General features: G+C 62.2%; 18 protein-coding genes. 2 read left to right on the top strand and 16 right to left on the bottom strand.

Translation table 11 applies throughout. From position 1 onward, the window contains the following. Nucleotides 1–7 precede the first annotated feature (7 nt). The 14 genes from lepB to KGJ62_02345 all read right to left on the bottom strand — a co-directional run bounded on the left by lepB (nucleotide 8) and on the right by KGJ62_02345 (nucleotide 13,110). On the bottom strand, nucleotides 8–721 hold the full coding sequence (gene lepB / locus KGJ62_02410) for a signal peptidase I (GenBank protein MDE2125422.1): 714 nt from the start codon (nucleotides 719–721) through the stop codon (nucleotides 8–10). 150 nt (nucleotides 722–871) lie between these two features. Then, entirely contained in the window at nucleotides 872–1,336 is a 465-nt protein-coding gene (gene rplS / locus KGJ62_02405; GenBank protein ID MDE2125421.1) for a 50S ribosomal protein L19, read from the bottom strand. Next, entirely contained in the window at nucleotides 1,305–2,123 is an 819-nt protein-coding gene (gene trmD, locus KGJ62_02400) for a tRNA (guanosine(37)-N1)-methyltransferase TrmD (protein ID MDE2125420.1), read from the bottom strand. The genes rplS and trmD overlap by 32 nt, the downstream gene beginning before the upstream one ends. Continuing rightward, entirely contained in the window at nucleotides 2,113–2,673 is a 561-nt protein-coding gene (gene rimM / locus KGJ62_02395) for a 16S rRNA processing protein RimM (GenBank protein MDE2125419.1), read from the bottom strand. The genes trmD and rimM overlap by 11 nt, the downstream gene beginning before the upstream one ends. Then, entirely contained in the window at nucleotides 2,654–2,887 is a 234-nt protein-coding gene (locus KGJ62_02390; protein ID MDE2125418.1) for a KH domain-containing protein, read from the bottom strand. The genes rimM and KGJ62_02390 overlap by 20 nt, the downstream gene beginning before the upstream one ends. A gap of 24 nt (nucleotides 2,888–2,911) precedes the next feature. After that, entirely contained in the window at nucleotides 2,912–3,202 is a 291-nt protein-coding gene (rpsP, locus tag KGJ62_02385; protein ID MDE2125417.1) for a 30S ribosomal protein S16, read from the bottom strand. 41 nt (nucleotides 3,203–3,243) lie between these two features. Then, on the bottom strand, nucleotides 3,244–4,644 hold the full coding sequence (gene ffh, locus KGJ62_02380; GenBank protein MDE2125416.1) for a signal recognition particle protein: 1,401 nt from the start codon (nucleotides 4,642–4,644) through the stop codon (nucleotides 3,244–3,246). Between the two features lie 522 nt (nucleotides 4,645–5,166). Further along, nucleotides 5,167–5,889, bottom strand: coding sequence for a gamma-glutamyl-gamma-aminobutyrate hydrolase family protein (locus KGJ62_02375; GenBank protein ID MDE2125415.1), 723 nt, complete (start codon nucleotides 5,887–5,889; stop codon nucleotides 5,167–5,169). Nucleotides 5,890–6,202: 313 nt separating this feature from the next. Continuing rightward, nucleotides 6,203–7,039 (bottom strand): prolipoprotein diacylglyceryl transferase, encoded by an 837-nt coding sequence (lgt, locus tag KGJ62_02370; protein MDE2125414.1) that lies wholly within the window; start codon nucleotides 7,037–7,039, stop codon nucleotides 6,203–6,205. 46 nt (nucleotides 7,040–7,085) lie between these two features. Beyond that, entirely contained in the window at nucleotides 7,086–7,670 is a 585-nt protein-coding gene (gene lspA / locus KGJ62_02365) for a signal peptidase II (GenBank protein ID MDE2125413.1), read from the bottom strand. Nucleotides 7,671–7,678: 8 nt separating this feature from the next. Beyond that, nucleotides 7,679–10,576: an isoleucine--tRNA ligase gene (gene ileS, locus KGJ62_02360; protein MDE2125412.1), complete on the bottom strand. Its 2,898-nt coding sequence runs from the start codon at nucleotides 10,574–10,576 to the stop codon at nucleotides 7,679–7,681. Between the two features lie 222 nt (nucleotides 10,577–10,798). Beyond that, nucleotides 10,799–11,515: a hypothetical protein gene (locus KGJ62_02355; GenBank protein MDE2125411.1), complete on the bottom strand. Its 717-nt coding sequence runs from the start codon at nucleotides 11,513–11,515 to the stop codon at nucleotides 10,799–10,801. Beyond that, nucleotides 11,512–11,820: a hypothetical protein gene (locus KGJ62_02350; protein ID MDE2125410.1), complete on the bottom strand. Its 309-nt coding sequence runs from the start codon at nucleotides 11,818–11,820 to the stop codon at nucleotides 11,512–11,514. Before KGJ62_02350 ends, KGJ62_02355 begins: the two co-directional genes overlap by 4 nt. A gap of 3 nt (nucleotides 11,821–11,823) precedes the next feature. Next, nucleotides 11,824–13,110: an aspartate aminotransferase family protein gene (locus tag KGJ62_02345; GenBank protein ID MDE2125409.1), complete on the bottom strand. Its 1,287-nt coding sequence runs from the start codon at nucleotides 13,108–13,110 to the stop codon at nucleotides 11,824–11,826. Between the two features lie 250 nt (nucleotides 13,111–13,360). Between KGJ62_02345 and KGJ62_02340 the strand changes: the two genes are divergently transcribed. Then, nucleotides 13,361–14,701 (top strand): hypothetical protein, encoded by a 1,341-nt coding sequence (locus KGJ62_02340; protein ID MDE2125408.1) that lies wholly within the window; start codon nucleotides 13,361–13,363, stop codon nucleotides 14,699–14,701. On the opposite strand, the gene KGJ62_02335 is transcribed toward KGJ62_02340, so the two are convergent. Both KGJ62_02335 and KGJ62_02330 read right to left on the bottom strand, forming a co-directional pair. Further along, nucleotides 14,670–15,806, bottom strand: a complete 1,137-nt coding sequence (locus tag KGJ62_02335; GenBank protein ID MDE2125407.1) for a metallophosphoesterase — start codon at nucleotides 15,804–15,806, stop codon at nucleotides 14,670–14,672. The genes KGJ62_02340 and KGJ62_02335 overlap by 32 nt on opposite strands. 219 nt (nucleotides 15,807–16,025) lie before the next feature. Beyond that, nucleotides 16,026–16,889, bottom strand: a complete 864-nt coding sequence (locus KGJ62_02330) for a prepilin-type N-terminal cleavage/methylation domain-containing protein (protein ID MDE2125406.1) — start codon at nucleotides 16,887–16,889, stop codon at nucleotides 16,026–16,028. A gap of 189 nt (nucleotides 16,890–17,078) precedes the next feature. Here KGJ62_02330 and KGJ62_02325 point away from each other — a divergent pair, with 189 nt between their 5' ends. Next, nucleotides 17,079–18,002 carry a quinate 5-dehydrogenase gene (locus KGJ62_02325; GenBank protein MDE2125405.1) on the top strand — a complete coding sequence of 308 codons (924 nt, stop codon included), beginning with the start codon at nucleotides 17,079–17,081 and terminating at the stop codon, nucleotides 18,000–18,002.

The following is an 18,002-nucleotide window of genomic DNA, read 5'->3' as shown; positions in this document are numbered from 1 at the left end:
AAACCGTTCAGTGCAGGATTCGGATCCGGTCGAGTGGCCAAAAGATGCAGTCCGCCCTGCCGATAACTCTGGTTTCGCGCAGTGGGCCCCAATATCGGCTGTCGCTGCTGTTGTTGCGGTTATCGCCCATCACCCACAGCTCACCGGGAGCCAGATGTACCGCCCCCGGAGGCACGCCAATAGCGGGATCACCCGGAGAACCGGGCGAACCAAACGGCACGTGCGAATCCAGTTTCATCGGTTCCTTGATGTACGGCTCATTAAGCCGCTTTCCGTTGCGGTAAACAGCGCCGTCCTTCACCAGGATGGTGTCGCCGGGAATGCCGATCAGGCGCTTGATCAACACATTCTGCTTCTCGGGCAGGCCATTGTTCTGGTCTTCAATATCGGCCCGTTTCGGCGCCAGAAACACGATGATATCGCCTCGGCGGGGCGGGTGGAAGCGATAAGCCAGCTTGTCTACGAACAGATGGTCGTGAATGGTGTGCTGGTAGTCTTCGTTCGTGGCGGGATCTACGCCGGCATCGTGCCCCATCAAGGTAGGCTCCATCGATTCCGATGGAATGTAAAACGCCTGCACAAAGAACGGCCGGACGATAAGAAAGACCAGGACGCCGGCCACGATGAGCGACTCCAGAATATCGGCGACGGTACGGGCGGCAGGAAGCGGCTGCGACGCAGCGCCGGCTTTGACGGGCGCCCGGAAACTCAACAGCACCATCCGGGCGAGTGTCAGCGCAAATGCGATGAGCACCACCATACTCGGGCTCAGATTGGCGAGGAGCTCGGCCGCTCCGGAATCGTTGGGAGTCATAGTCTCAGAAAGCGTGCCTCTGCGCCGAAGCGCACCGGGCGGAGGATTCCAGCGCGGTTACCGCGTTGGGTTTCGGTCCTCTTTGATGCGCGTGGCCTTGCCGACCTTGCCGCGCAGATAGTAGAGTTTGGCCCGTCGCACTTTGCCGAACCGCACAACCTCTATCTTTTCAATACGGGGCGAGAAGAGCAGAAAGGTCCGCTCGGCGCCAACCCCATGCGCAACCTTGCGCACTGTAAAGCTGGCACGCACGCTGCCGTTGTTCCGGGCGATCACCACGCCTTCAAAAACCTGAACGCGCTCTTTATCGCCTTCCACCACCTTGGCGTGTACCTTCACGGTATCGCCGGCTCGGAATCCCGGAATCGGGACGCGCGCAGAAGCATCGGTATGCTCCACGTCGGTACGCTTCTTCTCTTTGCCCTCGGCGTCGCGGCGGCGGTTTTCCGTCTCGACCCAGATATCGATGGAGCGTGACTTCTCACCCTCCTCAATCTCCTGAATTGTGGTAAGTTTCGGCATTGTCGTTCTCCTCATCGTGTCGGCGCGAAGCGGATTGCCGCCATTCGCCGGGTGCTTCCGGTTCGGGCAGCTCCAACAACTCGCGGTCCTCGCTCGTCAGAATCGCCTTCTCCAGCAGGTCCGGCCTCAGTCGGCGTGTATCCTGCAGCTGCCACCATCTTCGCCATCGCTGAATGGCCGCATGGTTGCCGCACTGCAGCATCTCCGGCGCCCGCCAGCCACAGTATTCGGCCGGCCGCGTATAGTGCGGATACTCGAGCAGACCATCCGCAAAACTGTCTTTGTCGGGCGCATCCTTATCGCCCAATGCTTCCGGCTGCAGCCGGGTGACGGCATCCGTGATGATCAGCGCCGGCAACTCACCACCCGTCAGCACATAGTCGCCCACCGAAACCGAGTCATCCACCAGGTACCTGCGGACGCGGTCATCCACGCCTTCGTAGTGGCCGCATACGAGCACCAACCTCTGTTCCAGTGCCAGCCGCCGCGCCATCGGCTGATCGAACGGCAGACCACGCGGATCTGTCAGCAGCCGCTGCATCCCCGGCTCCGGGTTTCGGGCGCCTACGGCGGTCATCGCCCGCGCAATAGGCTCTACCTTCATCACCATGCCGCCGCCACCACCGTATGGCACGTCGTCCGTCGATCGGTGCCGGTCTTCGGTAAAGTCACGCAGATCCGTGACGCACAGTTCCACCAGCCCCCGCTCCGCCGCCCTCCGCACAATACCGTGATCCAGAAACTCGGTTACCGGAACCGGAAACACCGTAAGGATATCAATGCGCAGCATCGGCCAACGATTCGGGCAGGATACCGGGCATTGGCGTTGCCGTTATGCGCTTTCCAGCTATATCCACATTCCGCACGGCCTGCCGAATTGCCGGCAGCAGCCATTCGGTCTCCTGCGAGCGTATCACATAAACATCGTTGGCGGGAGTTCGCAGCACACCCGTCACGGTTCCCAGCGGCGCGCCACCAGGCGTCAGCACTTCGCAGCCGACCAGGTCGTGGATGTAGTACTCGTCTTCACCCAATGGCGCGGCATCGCCCACATCCTGGAGCGCAACTGCGCTTCTCAGGCGCTCCGCGTCGTCGATCGAATCGATTCCCTCCAGCTTCAGCACCACGCACCGTTTGTGCATTCGAGCCTGCTGAACCTTCCACTGCGAAACCGGCCCTTTTGCCAGCCGCAGCGCAATGGTTGGTCGTTTCAGCATCTGCTCCGGGTAGTCCGTATCCGGCCACAGCTTGACTTCGCCACGCCTTCCGAACGGCGATACGATAGTGCCAAGAGGCATCATCCCGGCCGGCGCAGCCTCAGTCCTGGAATTCGACAAAGATGCGAGCTCCATCGTGCCCGGCAGCCGCTCGGGCCACCGTTCGGATCGCCGATGCCACGCGGCCGTTTCGCCCGATAACCTTGCCCATATCGCCCTGCGCAACGCGGATTTCCCATGTGGTGGCGCGCTCCGATTCGAGGCGGCGTATATCCACCTCTTCGGGCACGTCAACCAGCGCCGAAATCACATACTCCAGAAGCTGCTGCACCATCGGTTGCTCCGGTTTTGCTCGCGCTTACCTGGCCGCTCGCGCGGCCTTGCGGTCGGCCTTTTCCTGCTCAAACAGCTCGATCGCCCCGCTCTGTTTCAGCAGGTTGCGCGCCGTATCGGTGGGCTGTGCACCGTTGTGCAGCCACTGTACGGCCCGCTCGTTATTGAGCACCAGCGAACCCTCTTTGCACGGATCGTAGTGTCCAAGTATCTCCTTGAACTTTCCATCGCGCGATGCGGTGCTGTTGGCCACCACGACGCGGTACTGCGGCTGCTTTTTGGCGCCGACGCGCTTCAGGCGAATCTTTATGGGCAACTTCCTCTTCTCCTTGCTGTTGGGAGGTCCGGTAACTGGGTTCAGCGGCTGAACGGCAGCTTTGGCCTGCGTCCGGTTCGCGCGGGCCCCTGCATTCCCTGCAGCGCCTTCATGCCGTGACGCAGCCCGGGCCGCTTGCCATTCGGCTGCGTCATCATCGTGCGCATCATCTTGCGCATCTTGTCGAACTCGTCGAGAAACGTATTGACATCGTGTACCGATTGTCCGCAGCCAATCGCAATTCGGCTTCGGCGTGAGCCGTTGATCAGCGATGGGTCCGAGCGTTCTGCTCTGGTCATCGAGCGCACAATCGCCTCTTTCCGCGGCAGCAGATTCGGGTCGATCTTCACATCGTTCAACATCGCGCTGTTTACGCCGGGCAAAAGCTTCAGCAGATTCTCGATGGGCCCCATCTTCTTCATCTGCTGCATCTGTTCCAGAAAGTCGTTCAAATCAAACCGGCTGCTTCGGAGCTTCTTCTCGATCTCCGCGGCCGACTTTTCGTCGATGGCCTCCTGAGCCTTCTCGATCAAGCTCAGAATATCGCCCATGCCAAGGATCCGCTGGGCCATCCGTTCGGGATAGAACGGTTCCAGGGCATCCAGCTTTTCGCCTACGCCAAGGAACTTGATCGGAACGCCCGTAACCGCGTGGATCGAGAGGGCGGCGCCGCCGCGAGCGTCTCCATCCATTTTGGTCATCACAAAGCCCGTGATGCCAAGTTCACGATTGAACTGCTCCGCAAAGTTGACGGCATCCTGTCCGACCATTGCGTCAACAACCAACAGGACCTCGTGCGGCTTCACCCACGCCTTCATTTGGCCCACTTCATCCATCAGGTCGGCATCGATGTGCAGACGCCCGGCCGTGTCCAACAAAACCAGGTCGCAGTTATCTGCGACTGCCCGCTTTACGGCATCCCGGGCGATAGTCGGCGGCGACTTCCTTTCCGCCGGATCGGAAGCGTAGACCGGCAGTTCGATCTGCTCGCCCAGTACCTGGAGCTGGCGGATCGCTGCCGGCCGGTAGATGTCGCAGGCAGCCATCAGGGGACGGCGACCCAATTTCTTGAAGTGGAGCGCCAGCTTTCCGCATAACGTTGTCTTGCCGGAGCCCTGCAGTCCGCACAGCATGATCACGGTCGGCGGTTGCGACGCGGAGGTAATCGTGGACTGCGCGCCGCCAAGCAGCCGAATCAACTCATCGTTGACAATCTTGACCACCTGCTGCGCCGGCTGCAGAGTCTCAAGTACGTCCGCGCCCCTCGCCTGCTCGCTTACTGTGGCAACAAAATCCTTTACAACCTTGTAGTTGACGTCGGCTTCCAGCAGGGCGAGCCGAACCTCACGCATCGCCTCTTCAACATCGGCGGCGGTAACGCGGCCCTTGCCGCGAAGGCGCTGGAACACGCCCTGAAGTTTATCGGATAAGGTATCGAACATCGCTTGATAAGCCGCGCCAGCAATAGCAACAGAAAAGCCCGCTCCCGCTACGGCTTCACGATGCCTTTCGAGCGGTTTGGGGGCTTCCGGAAAGCATGACCGGGAGTTGTCGCCAGATTACTGGCCCAACGATTATACCGGAGCGCAGCGTTCCGCGTCAACTTGCCGCGCTGCCCAACCTGAAACCTTCTCCGCGGAAAGCCACACATGCCGATTGCGCCCGGGCCCGGAGCCGGAGCCATCCCACTGCGATCCTTCCACGATGCCTGGAGCCGCGCTGGTGTTCAGGATGACAGTGGTGAGGCGTTGGATGATAGAGCGAGGCGCCGGCACGCGCGTAACACCGGTTCCACACTGCGGCAATCCACAACGGCCGAGTTCCCCCCGGAACACGCAGTGCCCGCGTTACGTACTGGTGAGCAGCACATGTCCTCCTTAAGGGTAAACCATCCCCGAATGGATGGGGCCTGCGCCGGCCACTGCAGCCGGCGCAGGCTTTCTTTTTCCGCTGGCAGCGTTTAGCTATACAGCCGAGATAAAGCCCTCAAACAGGCGCCGCGATATGGGATCGCGTGAGGCCGTTTCCTCCGGATGGCACTGCAAAGCCAGCACCATACGGCGAGACGGCATCTCCACCGCCTCGATCACGCTGTCGCTGGTCCGGGCCGTCACCACCAGCCCTGGCGCCAAATCCGCCAGCGCCTGGTGATGCATGGAGTTTGTTTCGATCTGCACCGATTGCGTGAGATCGTGCAGGAGGCTGCCCGGCCGCACCTGGATCGTGTGCGTTGCATCCGAACGTACATGGCCGAAGTCGGTCTGCTGGTGCCGTATCTCCGACGGCTGCTGCTCAGGCAGATCCTGTATCAGCGTGCCGCCCAGAGCTACGTTGAGCACCTGGATGCCGCGGCAGATGCCCATCACCGGCATATCCTGCTCAATTGCCCGCCTCACCAGCGGAAGCTCGAACGCGTCGCGGGCGGGATCGATGCCACCGCAGCACGGCATCTGCTCCTGCCCATACAGGCCCGGAGCGATATCGGCCCCACCGCTGAGCAGGAGACCGTCGATGAGCCCCAGGTACCGCTCGATGATCTCCGGGCTGGAACACGACGGGAGAATGACCGGCGCGCCACCCGCGTTCTGTACTGCCTGAACATAAGCAGCGTTCAGCCGGAAGAGCGCGGAACCGCCGTTAGCGGCCTGCTCGGTAGCGCACGTGATTCCAATGACCTTGCGTGGCAAGCAAAACACTCCTGAATGAATGAAGGAAGGATTGCGGTCCGCAGAGATCGGCGAACCGGGTCGCGCCAAAGGGCGCAGCGACCACGCGAAGAGCCACAGCCGCCGGCGGACGATGATGGCGCAACCACACCCCGCCCGCACACTGCCCAACTGCAGTCCGGGCTCCCACCGGTTTGATCACGGCGGGATGGCTCAATGCGACTCAATTAGATAGACGCAGCTACCACGGAACAATGTTCGCTGGTCAGTATCCGATTCTCCTGTTCGTTAGCCCTTTGCGGCCGATCGCTCCTCCATACAAGGCGAACCCCTGCTATGCAGAGGCTTCCGCCGGTGCGGAGGGCGAGACGTACGCCGTCCGATGTCGTCGCAGCCACAGCATGCCGGCCGCGCCTATCACGATCATGACCAGGCTTGCAATGTGCGTATCGGTAAGGTGCATCGATGGAATGAGGTACGTGGAAGTTGCGCCGGCGCGAAACTCCTCGTCGATGAACCGGTAGATGCCATACATGGCGATGTAGCCGTAAAACAGGTCGCCGTCGTGGTGGCGACGCTTCTCCCACCGCAAGAGCACCCAGAACCAGAAGAGGTTGAAGAGCGTGGCGTACAGTTGTGTTGGGTGGCTGGGCGGCGTCATGACGCCTGGAAACTGCTCGCTGGGGAACCTTATGCCCCACGGCATGTTGGTCGGACGGCCGTAACAGCAGCCGTTCAACAGGCATCCGACACGCCCGATGGCGTACGAGAGCGCAAACGTAGGCGCCGCGATATCGCCCACTGCCATCATGCTGAGCTTCTTCCGCCAGCAGTAGATAGTGAGGAAACCGATGCCAAAGATCAGCGCGCCGTGCAGCGACAGGCCGCCTTGCCAAATCTTCAACGCATCGATCGGGTGTGCAGCGAAGCTGCCCCAATCCAGGAGCACAAACAGCAGCCGCGCGCCAACCAACCCGGAAAACAGCACGCCGATGCCGATATCGAAGATGGCGTCGGGATGCACACGCCGTGGCGAGCCGGGCGGCAGCTCCTTTTGACGCCGCTGGCAGAGCCACATGGCGCGCCACAAGCCTGCCAGAAAGCCCGTGACCAGAAGCACTCCATACGATCTGACCGTTACGCTGCCAAGATGAAAAAGTATAGGATGCATGGAGAATTACCGCAAACCCTTCCCGGTACCGAGCCGATGGCTTATGTCAACTCTCTTCACGCCGAGTGCGCGCAGACGATACCACGCGCATCCGCTCCGGCATGAGAAAGTGCAGCACCAGCAGCACAATGCTGAGCGTGATTGCCGAATCTGCCACGTTGAAGATTGGCCAATGGATGGCGCTGATCTCGAAAAAGTCGATGACAAAGTGGAGTCGCACCCGATCCAGCACGTTACCAACGGCGCCGCCGAGCGCCAGGGCAAACGCGCCACCGACCAGCAGATCCACCTCACGCATCCGGTGGTACGCCGTGATGAGCGCAGCTATAGCCGCAAACGCAAACACGATGAACAGTGTGTTTGCGTGTGGCGCCATGCTCCAGGCTCCTCCGGTGTTGCGGGTCAGCCGCAGATCGAACTGGTACCCCACCACGGGCACGGGAGTTCCCCAGTACAGGTGACTCATAGCCCAGAGCTTGCTGCCCTGATCCACGCCGCACACCAGGGCAGCGATGCCGTAAAAGGTGCGCGCACGCAGCGCGCGGTGTGGTGCGCGAACCTGCTGCTTCACCGGCTGGCCGGCCATCGACTCGCTCGCCGGCGGCTCTTCCGGCGTGTTCTCTTGCTGCAATTCCGCTCCTATGCCACACCCCCTGCTCTTTCACCATCCCACACGGCAACTGCTTCGGCACAGCGACGACAAAGCTCCGGCGCGGCCTCGCCGACATCGCTCTTCACCAGCCAGCAGCGGGCGCAGCGGATGCCGGCAGCCGCTCCGACCGTAACCTCCAGCTCACCCGCAGCTTCGGCCACGCCAACTTGCGATACGCCAAACAGGGCGGGTAAATGGGCCTCGCGCAGCGCCAGAACCCGCGCCAGGTCGTGATCGCAGCGGATAGTTACCCGGGCCTCCAACGGATTGGAGAACTTCCCGTCGCGTTTCTCCGCCTCGAGTGTGCGATTCACCTCGTCACGCAGCTCCAATAGCCGCGTCCAGTCGCTCAACAGGGCGGTGTCGGCCGGCTGTGCCTGCGGCAGCATGGCCAGGCTCACACTCGCCGGCTTATCGGGCAGGTGGATATAGTCCCAAACCTCCTCGGTGGTAAACACCAGCATCGGGGCCAGAAGCCGCGACAGTGTTTCTGCCACCCGATGCATCGCCGTCTGTGCCGAGCGCCGCTCCGGCGCATGTGCTGCCGAGGCATACAGCCTGTCCTTCACGGCCGAAAGGTAGACCGCGGAGAGGTCCACAGCGCAGAAGTTGTGCGCGGCATGGTAGGCACGATGAAACGCGTAACTATTGTACGCATTCAGGGCCGTCTCCGTCACCTCATTCAGGCGTTCAAGGATCCATCGGTCCGGATCTTCGAGCGCGGCCGTGGCGACGGCATGCTCCTCCACGCGGAAATCGGCGAGATTGTTGACCAGAAAGCGGAACGTGTTTCTGATGCGCCGGTAGCTATCTGCAACCTGCTGCAGGAGATTGGCGCCACAGCCCACATCGCTCATAAAGTCGCTGGAAGCAACCCACCATCGCAACACATCGGCCCCGTACCTGTCGATCACATCCTGCGGATCGACCACGTTGCCCGCGCTCTTGTGCATGGCGAATCCCTCTTCATCAAGGGTCCACCCGCTGGTGATAACGGCGCGGTACGGAGCAGCCGCGCGCGTGCCTACACCGACCATCAGAGACGAGTTGAACCAGCCGCGATGCTGATCGCCTCCCTCCAGATAGAGATCAGCCGGCCACGTGAGCTCGGGCCAGCGAGCACGATCCTCCAGCACGGCACGATTGGTCGAGCCGGAATCGAACCAGACATCCAGCACGTCGGTCTCTTTGCGCAGTCCTGCTGCCGGGGCGCCACACCCCGGGCAGGTGAAGCCGGCGGGGAGGATCGACTCGGGCGGCGCCGAGTACCACGCGTCGGATCCTTCGGCGCGCACCAGCGCTTCCACCGCGGCGACCGCATCACGGCTGACGATAGCCTCATCGCATGCGTCGCAGTAGAATGCCGGTATGCCCACGCCCCACGATCGCTGGCGCGATACACACCAATCGGGGCGGCTCTCAACCATGCTGCGAATACGGTTCTCGCTCTCCGGTGGATACCAGGTCACGCCGCCGATCGCATCGAGGCACTTCTGTCGATGGCCGTCATGGTCGATCGATAAAAACCACTGCACGGTAGCGCGGAAGATGAGGGGCATGTGGCAGCGCCAGCAGTGCGGGTAGGAGTGCTCAAAGTGCGTATGGCTCAGGAGCGCGCCGGCCTCCTGCAGTGCCCTCAGTATCGCGCTGTTGGCGCGACTCTCGCCTTCCCCCTCCTCAGCCACTACGCGCAGGCCGGTCAGTGGCTCACCAAAAACCTCTCCAGCCTGTGGGGTGTATCGCCCGGCAGAATCCACCGGACACAACACATCCAGCCCGAACCGCTGGCCGGTATCAAAGTCTTCCTTACCGTGCCCGGGCGCCGTATGTACAATGCCGGTACCGGCATCCACGGTTACATAGTCGGCGGTCACAACCGGCGCTTCGCGCTGGAAAAGCGGATGGCGGAAAACCACTCCCGCCAGATCGGCGCCCTTCCAAACTCCGGTAACTTCGCTCAAATCCGCGCCGATTGCCTCGCCCACAGCGGTCAGCAATGGAGTGGCTACCAGGTAGCTCACACGGCTGCCTTCCGGTAACGTTACGGCCGCCAACGCGTACTCCACGTCCGGATGTACGGCCAGCGCCAGGTTGGCGGGTATCGTCCACGGCGTCGTGGTCCAGATCAGCGCATACACCGGCTGGCCTTCGGGCAGCCTGCCCAACGCGTCGGATGCCAGAGGAAAGCGAACCGTGATGCTGCTGGAGGTGTGGTTGGCATACTCAATCTCGGCGTCCGCCAGAGCGGTTTCGCAGCCCGCGCACCACAGGGTGGGACGCAGTCCGCGATAGATGTAGCCCGACTCGACGAACTCTCCGAAGACGCCAACGATTGTTGCCTCAAACTCGCGGCTCATCGTGAGATACGGATTATCCCAATCACCGCGCACGCCCAATCGCTTGAACTGCTCGCGCTGAGTATCAATCCACTGTTCTGCATAACGGCGGCAGGCGCGCCGTAAAGTCACGCGATCCGGCTGCTCGCCATGGAGGCGGAATTCGCGCACTACGGCGTTCTCAATCGGCATGCCGTGGTTATCCCAACCAGGTACGTACGGCGCGCAATGGCCCTGCATCATCTTGAGGCGGGTAACAAAATCCTTCGCGATCTTGTTGAGAGCATGGCCAAGATGGATGTTTCCGTTGGAGTACGGAGGGCCGTCATGAAGCACAAACGGCCCGGCTGGAGCCGGCCGATCGAGCGACTGCCGATAGAGACCCGTCTCCTCCCACCTGCGCAGAATGCCGGGCTCTCTAACCGGCAGGTTACCGCGCTGCGGAAAGGCGCCGGGTTCGGAGTCCTTCAGTGTTACGTTGAGGGTCGGCCGGTAGTCGCGCCCCGATGGCAAGCGCCCGGATTCATCGATGCTGGTCATAGTGGTCATTCCAACGAGAACGCCGCCGAGGTCGGCGGACGGCAACGTGCAAAAAGCGCCGGCCGGGCGGCGGCCCGGAGCACGGCGCGGGAGCGGCGGCGCTCACCGCGAGGCCGTCAATGGCCCGCGATGTTCGCCGCCTGAGGAATGACGATGACGGTGAGGTAGCTAACCTGAAAACGCAGGACGCCCGGTACGCTGGTTAATAGATGTAGGATGCGCATTGCCCTGCTATTTTACCCAGTGAAACCCTGCCAGCATGTTATGCACCACCACGCCGTACTGCGGCAGCGTGCCGGCCGGCGTTGTCAGAGTGATCACAACGGCATCCCCGTGATACAGCGCAAACACCTGCAGACTGTCGGCAGGTGGCTTTCCGGCAATGCGAGTCTGCTGTGTCCACTGGTGCGCCGCAATACCGGCCAACAGGCGGTTCTGCTCATCAACGAGCGTGATCCCTTTTATCTGCTGGGGAAGACGCCGCGCGCCGGCCGTAAACTGGGCCAGCGTGACGTTACCGACTCTTTCGGCGTATACGGTCAGGTTCACGGAAAAGTTCTGCTTGTAGGGTCCCAGGAAAGCCACGGCATTCGCCGGAACGCCGGTGACCACCCTCTTCCACCCAGCCGGCGGAATGAAGCTGTAGTGGAACTCGGGCTCCGTGATGGTGGCGGGCTTTGCCGGCGCTGGATGGGGCTTTGCCGGCGCCACCCCCACACGCTGTCGGCCCGGCGGCGAAGCCTTGCGACCTTGCGTGACCTTCGGTTTCTGCGCGACGGCAGTGCCGCGCTGCCGGGCGTTGGCGGGATTGAGGGCGACCGCAACCAGCAACACACCGGTAAACCACAGCAAACGGATGCTGCGTGACCAACCTGCGCTGCTGCAATCGCCCCGGCTGGTCTCAGCCAACGAGACCTTCGGCGTCGGCACGTGCTTTCTGAGCATCACCACCCCTGACTCCTTCGATAAGCGGCATCCCACCGCGTCAGAACTACCTTTTGCCGCGTGGTTAACCGCACTCCCTCCATGCCCTGCACGTGCAAATCTTCATAGCGTGAGCCGTTCCAGCAGGCAAATGGAAACCGGGCAGTTGGCGCCATATCCACATCACGCGCGCCACACAGCTGCGTAGACGCAAGCTGCTCCTCTGTTGAGGGATTGCGAACCGGTAAGCAGCGTTCGGAGTCTCCGGAAGACCACGTGGCGCCGATCAAGTTCGGAACGTGAGGCGCCGCGCCGGCGTCGCAAATCATGGTCTAAGCGGCTCCGGCAAGCGAGAGGCCCGCATCCAGCGCGGCCACTAACTCGTCCACATGCTCGCGACCGGCGATGAGCGGCATGCCGGTCCGGATCACGTTTCCGTACAATCCGCCCTTGCCAATCAAAACGTGCCTTCGTTTGGTCTCTTCAAATACATCAAGCACCGCTTCCGGATGCGGCTGCTTCGTCGCCCGGTCCTTAACCAGTTCGATTCCCTGCATCAGGCCCATACCGCGGACGTCTCCCACAATAACGTGACGCTCCTTCAGCTCGTCCAGGCGCTCTCGCAGATACGCGCCTACCAGTGAGGCATTCTCTCTCAGGCCATCCTCCTCGATCACATGGATGGTGGCGCGCGCCGCTGCCGCGGAGACAGGGTTGCCGCCGAAGGTGGCGAATGTTATGCCGGGGTACCTGTCGGCGACCTCCGGCGTGGCGATCGTGAGGCCGATTGGCGTTCCGTTCGCCATCCCCTTGGCTGACGTTATGATGTCGGGCTGCACCGCCCAATGTTCAATGCCGAACCATTTGTCACCGGTGCGACCCCAGGCGGCTTGCACCTCATCACAGATGAAAAGTCCGCCGAATCGCCGGGCGATCTCCACGGCGCGCTCAAAATAGCCGGGAGGCGGAACGATGAACCCGCCGACGCCGAGTATCGTTTCGGCCATAAATGCCGCGATCTGGCCGGTAGTTGTGGTGCGAATCAGCTCCTCAATGTCGTCGGCGCAGGCAAGGTCGCATGCAGGAAATGTGAGTTTGAATGGGCACCTGTAGCAGTACGGAGCGTGCGCGTGCACAAACCCGGCCACCTGAGTGGGTAGCGTGCGCCATGGTGCGTGACCGCAGGCCGAGAGCGCCGCTGCCGATCGGCCGCTGTAGCTGTGGCGCAGGACCACGATTTCACTGCTGCCGGTGAACGCCTTCGCTGCGCCGATTGCCGTATCGTTCGCCTCGGTTCCACTGCTGGTGAAGAACGATTTCTGCAGTCGCCCGGGCGCAATTTCCGCCAGTTTTTGAGCCAGTTCAGATTGGGCCGCATTTGCATAGAGCGCCGATGTATGCGAGATCCGCCGGACCTGATCGGTGATCGCCGCAACCACCCGAGGATCGGCATGACCCACGCTTACGGTAAGGACGCCGCCAAACGCGTCCAGGTACCGCTCGCCCGCTTCGCTCCACACGTGCATGCCCTCGCCACGGGCTAGCGCCAGCGGCTCTCTGTAGTACGGAGTCACCGCGGGAAACAGATACTCTTTGTGCTGGCGGAGTGTATCAGACATCAAATGGCGCAGGAAGTTATTCAACAAATGGGGCTGCGGACAGGGCCCGTGAACCACGCGCAGAGATGGTACCTCACCGCAGCGTGACGGCTGGAACCAGTGCGTACGCGGTACGTCGCCACAAGACGGAGGCAGTGATCCGCTCTTGCGCAGCGACAGCGCGGACCGAGTTGCAGGCGTCGCGCGGTAACATAAAGGATATGTGGATCATCCTTTCGTCTATGCTCCGCGGAGTCCTGCACGGAAACCGATGGCTGCTGTAACCGATGCGGCCGGCGCCGATCCGGCCGCTCAACTCGCTATCTGCCGCCCGTTCTTCATTACCGCAATAGTCAGCGTGCTGACTTCCGGCTGCGCGCTCGGCGCCGTCGCGCTTGTCGCGCTGTCGCAGCAGCGAGTGATTCTAAACCGTGAATGGACCCTCTGGATAGCTGCACACGCCAATTCCCAGCTGTTCGGATGGGTGGGCCTGTTCGTTATGGGCTTCTCGCTGCAGCTGCACACGCCACGACCCAGCCGCGCCGACCTCTTCCGTCTGCTTGCCGCTCTCTCGTTGGCATCGGTGGCGATCGCCATACCGCTTCGCTTCGCAGCGGAAGCGCTCTGGCTGCATTCGCGGGCTGCCGGCCTCCTCGCCGGCGCTGCGTCGTGCCTCCTGGAGGTGGTGGCCGTCGCTGCGTTCATCGTCAACATCGGCATGACGCGCCGGCGGGTTGCGGACCCAGTAACCGGACGGCCGGCCGGCCTGCCGTGGCAAAGCGTGCTGCTCTTCACGGCGCTGGCATGGTGGCTAGCCGCGGCCGCAGCCGAAACCATCTTCTTCGTGCAGTCGCACCAGCCGCAGGGCGCCCGATTCGTGGCGGAGTGGGACATGCCGCTTCGTGACGCGCAGTTTTTGGGATTCGTGGTGAATATGATATTCGGCGTGGTGCTGGTGCGCCTGCACACCGATTTCGGCGCGCCCACTCCGAGCCGCAACGGCGCGCTCGCCGGCTTCGGGCTGTGGAACCTTGGCGTTGTGCTGCGCGTTGTTGCGTGGCCCATGGGCCATACCCTCGGATTGCCAGGCGGTCCCAACCCACTCTACTTCGTGGGCGGCGCAGCATTGGCGGCCGGTGCAGCGGCCCTGGTGTGGAGCGCGCGCCCGTTTGCCGCACCGGCGAACCGGCTGCCTTCGCACAAGTTCCTGCGAGCTGCGCTCGCCTGGCTGCTGGCGAGCGCGGCCATACTGCTGGCGGAGCCGATCTACCTGCGCCTGGCAGGCGCGGGATTTGAACATGCAATTGTCAGCGCATTCCGCCACGCCGCCGCGGTGGGGCTGATCTCGCAGATGATCGTGGCCGTCTCTATCTTCCAGGCGGCGCGTTTCCGCGGGCTGGAAGCGCGGGCTCAATCGCAACTGTGGAGCGTCTACTGGCTGCTGAACGGCGGCAACGCGTTGCGCGTGGCAGGCGCTCTCCTGACGCCGCTTACGCCACTCGCTTATTCCGTAATGGCGCCATCCGGCGCTATTGAAGCCGCCGGCATTCTGCTTTGGGCGGTATGGCTGGTCCCAACGCTCACGCGCCGCCGCGCTGCGGCGTTATCGTGATCAGCGCAGGACGCGCTCCCGGCACAATCACGCGTACGTCGATCACACCGGGTATCCGCGGATGCGCCAGCGTATAGGGAAGCGTCTTGACCTTCCCCTTGTACCGCGAGACTGCGCTCACCGTGTAGTGCCTGCCGATGTCGGCGGTGGAAAGCTCACCGACCATCGGTACATCCGCCAGGTTGTAATTCGCGAGCAGCACCGACCTGGCGCCGTTAGCGCTGCGCGGCTGCGGATAGGCGAACAGCCGCCACGGCTGAAGAACCAGCCAGCGGACAGTTGCGCCATGGACATGCACAAGCAGGTAGTGCTGGAATCCACCATCTTCCGGCGCCGCGTCGGATGGTGCACCTGAGCCGCCGGAAATGACGTAGCTGATCCCGTCATGAACGGATGCATGGTACAGGTGCTCGTGACCGCTGAACACCTGGTGGACGCCGGCGCGCACGAACATCTGATGCAGCGCATCCCGATTGGCAAGGTCCTTGAAGCCCTCTGCCGGATCGGTTGGAAACAATGGGTGGTGCATAAACACGAAGGTGTGCGCAGCGGAGGCGTGCGCGTTCAAGTCGTTTGTAAGCCACTTCAACTGGCTGCCGGTAACCTCCCTGGGGTGCGCCGGCCCTTCCGTGTTGAGGGCGATCACATGCGTGGCGCCCCAATCGAACGAACCGTACAGCGGACCCAGCATCCTTTGAAACAGCGCTGCCATCTCCGGCCTACGCGCAATCTCATGGTTGCCGGGCGCCACAAATACAGGCGCCTCGCAGCGGGAGGCCAGCTGGAGAAAAACCCGGTACTCCGCGCGCGCCTCACGCACCGTCTCTTCGGTACCGTAGATGGTATCGCCGGACCAGAGTACAAATGCCGGGTGGATCAGGCGAATCTCCGTGAAGATTTCACCGGCTGTTGGCGGCATCGGCGCCCCACGGGCTACTGCGCGGTTGTCGCCACCGACCACAAACCAGTAATCACCGGTTGTCGGTGGCCGGCCGAGATGCATCCTTGGTGAAGTTGGTATCGGCGCCAGCGGCGCCGTTTGGGCCTGTGCGGTTGCAGAGGCCAGAACACAAACCGCGCATATGGCGGCGATTCGTCGTATCACGAGAACTCCTCGGGCAAAATGGAGATGTCATAGTGGCAGATGGCAGGATAGCGCCGGTTCCGCGACGTCGCCATCCTGCCCTGCACACAAACCGGCTTGACGTTGGCTCTCTGAGCCTCGTACCTGCCGGGAGCAGCCGCGCCATCAAGAGCGCGGCAGCATCGCTCGGCGCCCCGTGCGGTCAGCGAAACCCCGCGGGGCGCCCCGTCCTGCCGGCCGTCAATCCCCGGGCCGCTGCAGCCCCAGCGTATTGCACGAACCGGGGATATCCCATGCCCAGGTCGCTCCGTCGCAGCCGGAGATGTAGGCTTGCGGTACCAGCGAACTCGTGCCGGGGATGAACTTGGCGTGGCCATCGCCATACGCTACCGTGTCGCCGCCCTTGTGCCAAACCCGGTCGTCATCCTGATCCCACGGCGGATCGTAGTCGCGGAAGACGCGGGTCTCCGACGGACGCGCCATGAACGACAGCGTAAGCACCGGCGGAGGCGACTGATTACACGGATCGCCGGCACGCGGCGTATACGACCAGTCCGGGTTGTCCGTCCCGCCGCCGAAGCAGAGATTTGTGGGCAGCTTGTAGCCCGTCTCGGCTTTGGTTGGAAATGGGTTGGAGAAGTTCTCGTGAGTGAACTTGTACGAACTCCCGTAGACCTCGGAGAATGGCTGGTTGGCGATGGCGCCGTATTGCGAAGGCATCAGCACATTCGGCGGTGGGTCCGGGTTGGCACCCGTCAGCTCGAAGCCCCCGTCATCCGGGCATTTGAATGCGCCGTGCTCCTTCACGTAGGAGCTGATCTCGGCCGCGATCCCCTGCTGTGGGGCGCCCGAAAGCTGAGAGGTGAGTGGACCGACCAGCCATGCCGTTGCGTAGGCGATCGGCTGCCCCTCATCGTAATCCCCGTCATACATCAGGATCGCCATGGCGATCTGATGGACATTCGACACGCAAGTCGTGACGCGCGCCTTTTCCCGTGCCTGGGCGAACACCGGGAAGAGGATTGCTGCTAATATCGCTATGATGGCTATAACTACGAGCAGTTCAATCAGGGTAAACCCGCGCCGGGCTCTTCGATCCCCCATAGTCGCAACTCCTTTCGCGCAGATACAGCAAGTGGCTCTGGATGCGAATTGAGTCTGGTTTGGGCATGTTAAGCGCGAATGAAGTGCGGGTTAAATCTTCCTGTTCCCGGAAGCATACGGTTTACCAACGCAAATTGCACTTTGGCCTCCTTTCGTCTACAATTCCGGCAGGAGCGAAACAAGCACACTATGAAGCGCGTGGTAAGCGTCAGCCTGGGATCGTCGCGTCGCGACAAAAAGGTGGAAGCCGAATTCTTCGGCGAGCAGTTCTCCATCGAGCGGATCGGCACCGACGGCGATAAACAGAAGTACCGCCGGATGGTCGCCGACCTGGATGGCAAGGTCGACGCATTCGGCGTTGGCGGCTGCGACATCTACCTCTATGCCGGTGCGCGGCGTTACGTATTTCGTGAGCCGATGTCGCTGATGGCAGCGGCCAAATTGACGCCTTTTGTGGACGGCAGCGGCCTGAAGCATACTCTGGAGCGCAAGACGGTCGCGCGCCTGCAGGATGACGGCACCATCGACTTCAGCAAGTCGCGCGTGCTGCTGGTCTCGGCGGTGGATCGGTTCGGCATGGCGGAGGCCCTGGCGCAGCGCTCAAAATCGATCGTCTTCGGCGACATGCTCTTCGGGCTCGGGCTGCCCTTTCCAATCCGGTCGTGGAGCGCAGTTCAGGGGCTGGCAAGGCTGCTGCTGCCGATTGTGGTCCGGTGTCCGTTTCAGTGGTTCTACCCAACCGGCGAAAAGCAGCACGTCAATACTCCCAAGCATACCAAGTACTTTGCCGAGGCCGATGTCATCGCCGGCGATTATCTGTTGATCGGCAAGTACATGCCCGAGGATATGCGGGGCAAAACGGTGCTGACCAACACCACCACTGCGGACGACGTGGAGGAGTTGGGTCGGCGCGGAGTGGAGCGCCTGATTACCACCACCCCGGTATTCGACGGCCGCTCATTCGGCACCAACGTGATGGAGGCGGTGCTGGTGGTGCTGATGGGACGTGCTCCGGCCGATCTGACGCCCGACGACTATCTCGCCAAATTGAGCGAACTGGGCTGGAAGCCGCAGATTCAGCAGTTGAACCCACCAATCGCGCAGACGGCCTGA

It is taken from the genome of Armatimonadota bacterium, from assembly GCA_028871815.1.
Taxonomy (GTDB): domain Bacteria; phylum Armatimonadota; class Chthonomonadetes; order Chthonomonadales; family Chthonomonadaceae; genus REEB205.
The sequence above is the reverse complement of the archived record's forward strand: the minus strand, read 5'-3'. Positions and strand labels throughout refer to the sequence as shown.

Coding starts and splice junctions, on each gene's coding strand:
- KGJ62_02390 (MDE2125418.1), bottom strand. CDS start 2,887: ATGGTGCAGCAGCTTCTGGAGTATGTGATTTCGGCGCTGGTTGACGTG.
- lgt (MDE2125414.1), bottom strand. CDS start 7,039: ATGCATCCTATACTTTTTCATCTTGGCAGCGTAACGGTCAGATCGTAT.
- KGJ62_02330 (MDE2125406.1), bottom strand. CDS start 16,889: ATGGGGGATCGAAGAGCCCGGCGCGGGTTTACCCTGATTGAACTGCTC.
- ileS (MDE2125412.1), bottom strand. CDS start 10,576: ATGACCACTATGACCAGCATCGATGAATCCGGGCGCTTGCCATCGGGG.
- KGJ62_02340 (MDE2125408.1), top strand. CDS start 13,361: ATGGCTGCTGTAACCGATGCGGCCGGCGCCGATCCGGCCGCTCAACTC.
- ffh (MDE2125416.1), bottom strand. CDS start 4,644: ATGTTCGATACCTTATCCGATAAACTTCAGGGCGTGTTCCAGCGCCTT.
- KGJ62_02325 (MDE2125405.1), top strand. CDS start 17,079: ATGAAGCGCGTGGTAAGCGTCAGCCTGGGATCGTCGCGTCGCGACAAA.
- KGJ62_02350 (MDE2125410.1), bottom strand. CDS start 11,820: ATGATTTGCGACGCCGGCGCGGCGCCTCACGTTCCGAACTTGATCGGC.
- rplS (MDE2125421.1), bottom strand. CDS start 1,336: ATGCCGAAACTTACCACAATTCAGGAGATTGAGGAGGGTGAGAAGTCA.
- KGJ62_02345 (MDE2125409.1), bottom strand. CDS start 13,110: ATGTCTGATACACTCCGCCAGCACAAAGAGTATCTGTTTCCCGCGGTG.
- lepB (MDE2125422.1), bottom strand. CDS start 721: ATGGTGCTGTTGAGTTTCCGGGCGCCCGTCAAAGCCGGCGCTGCGTCG.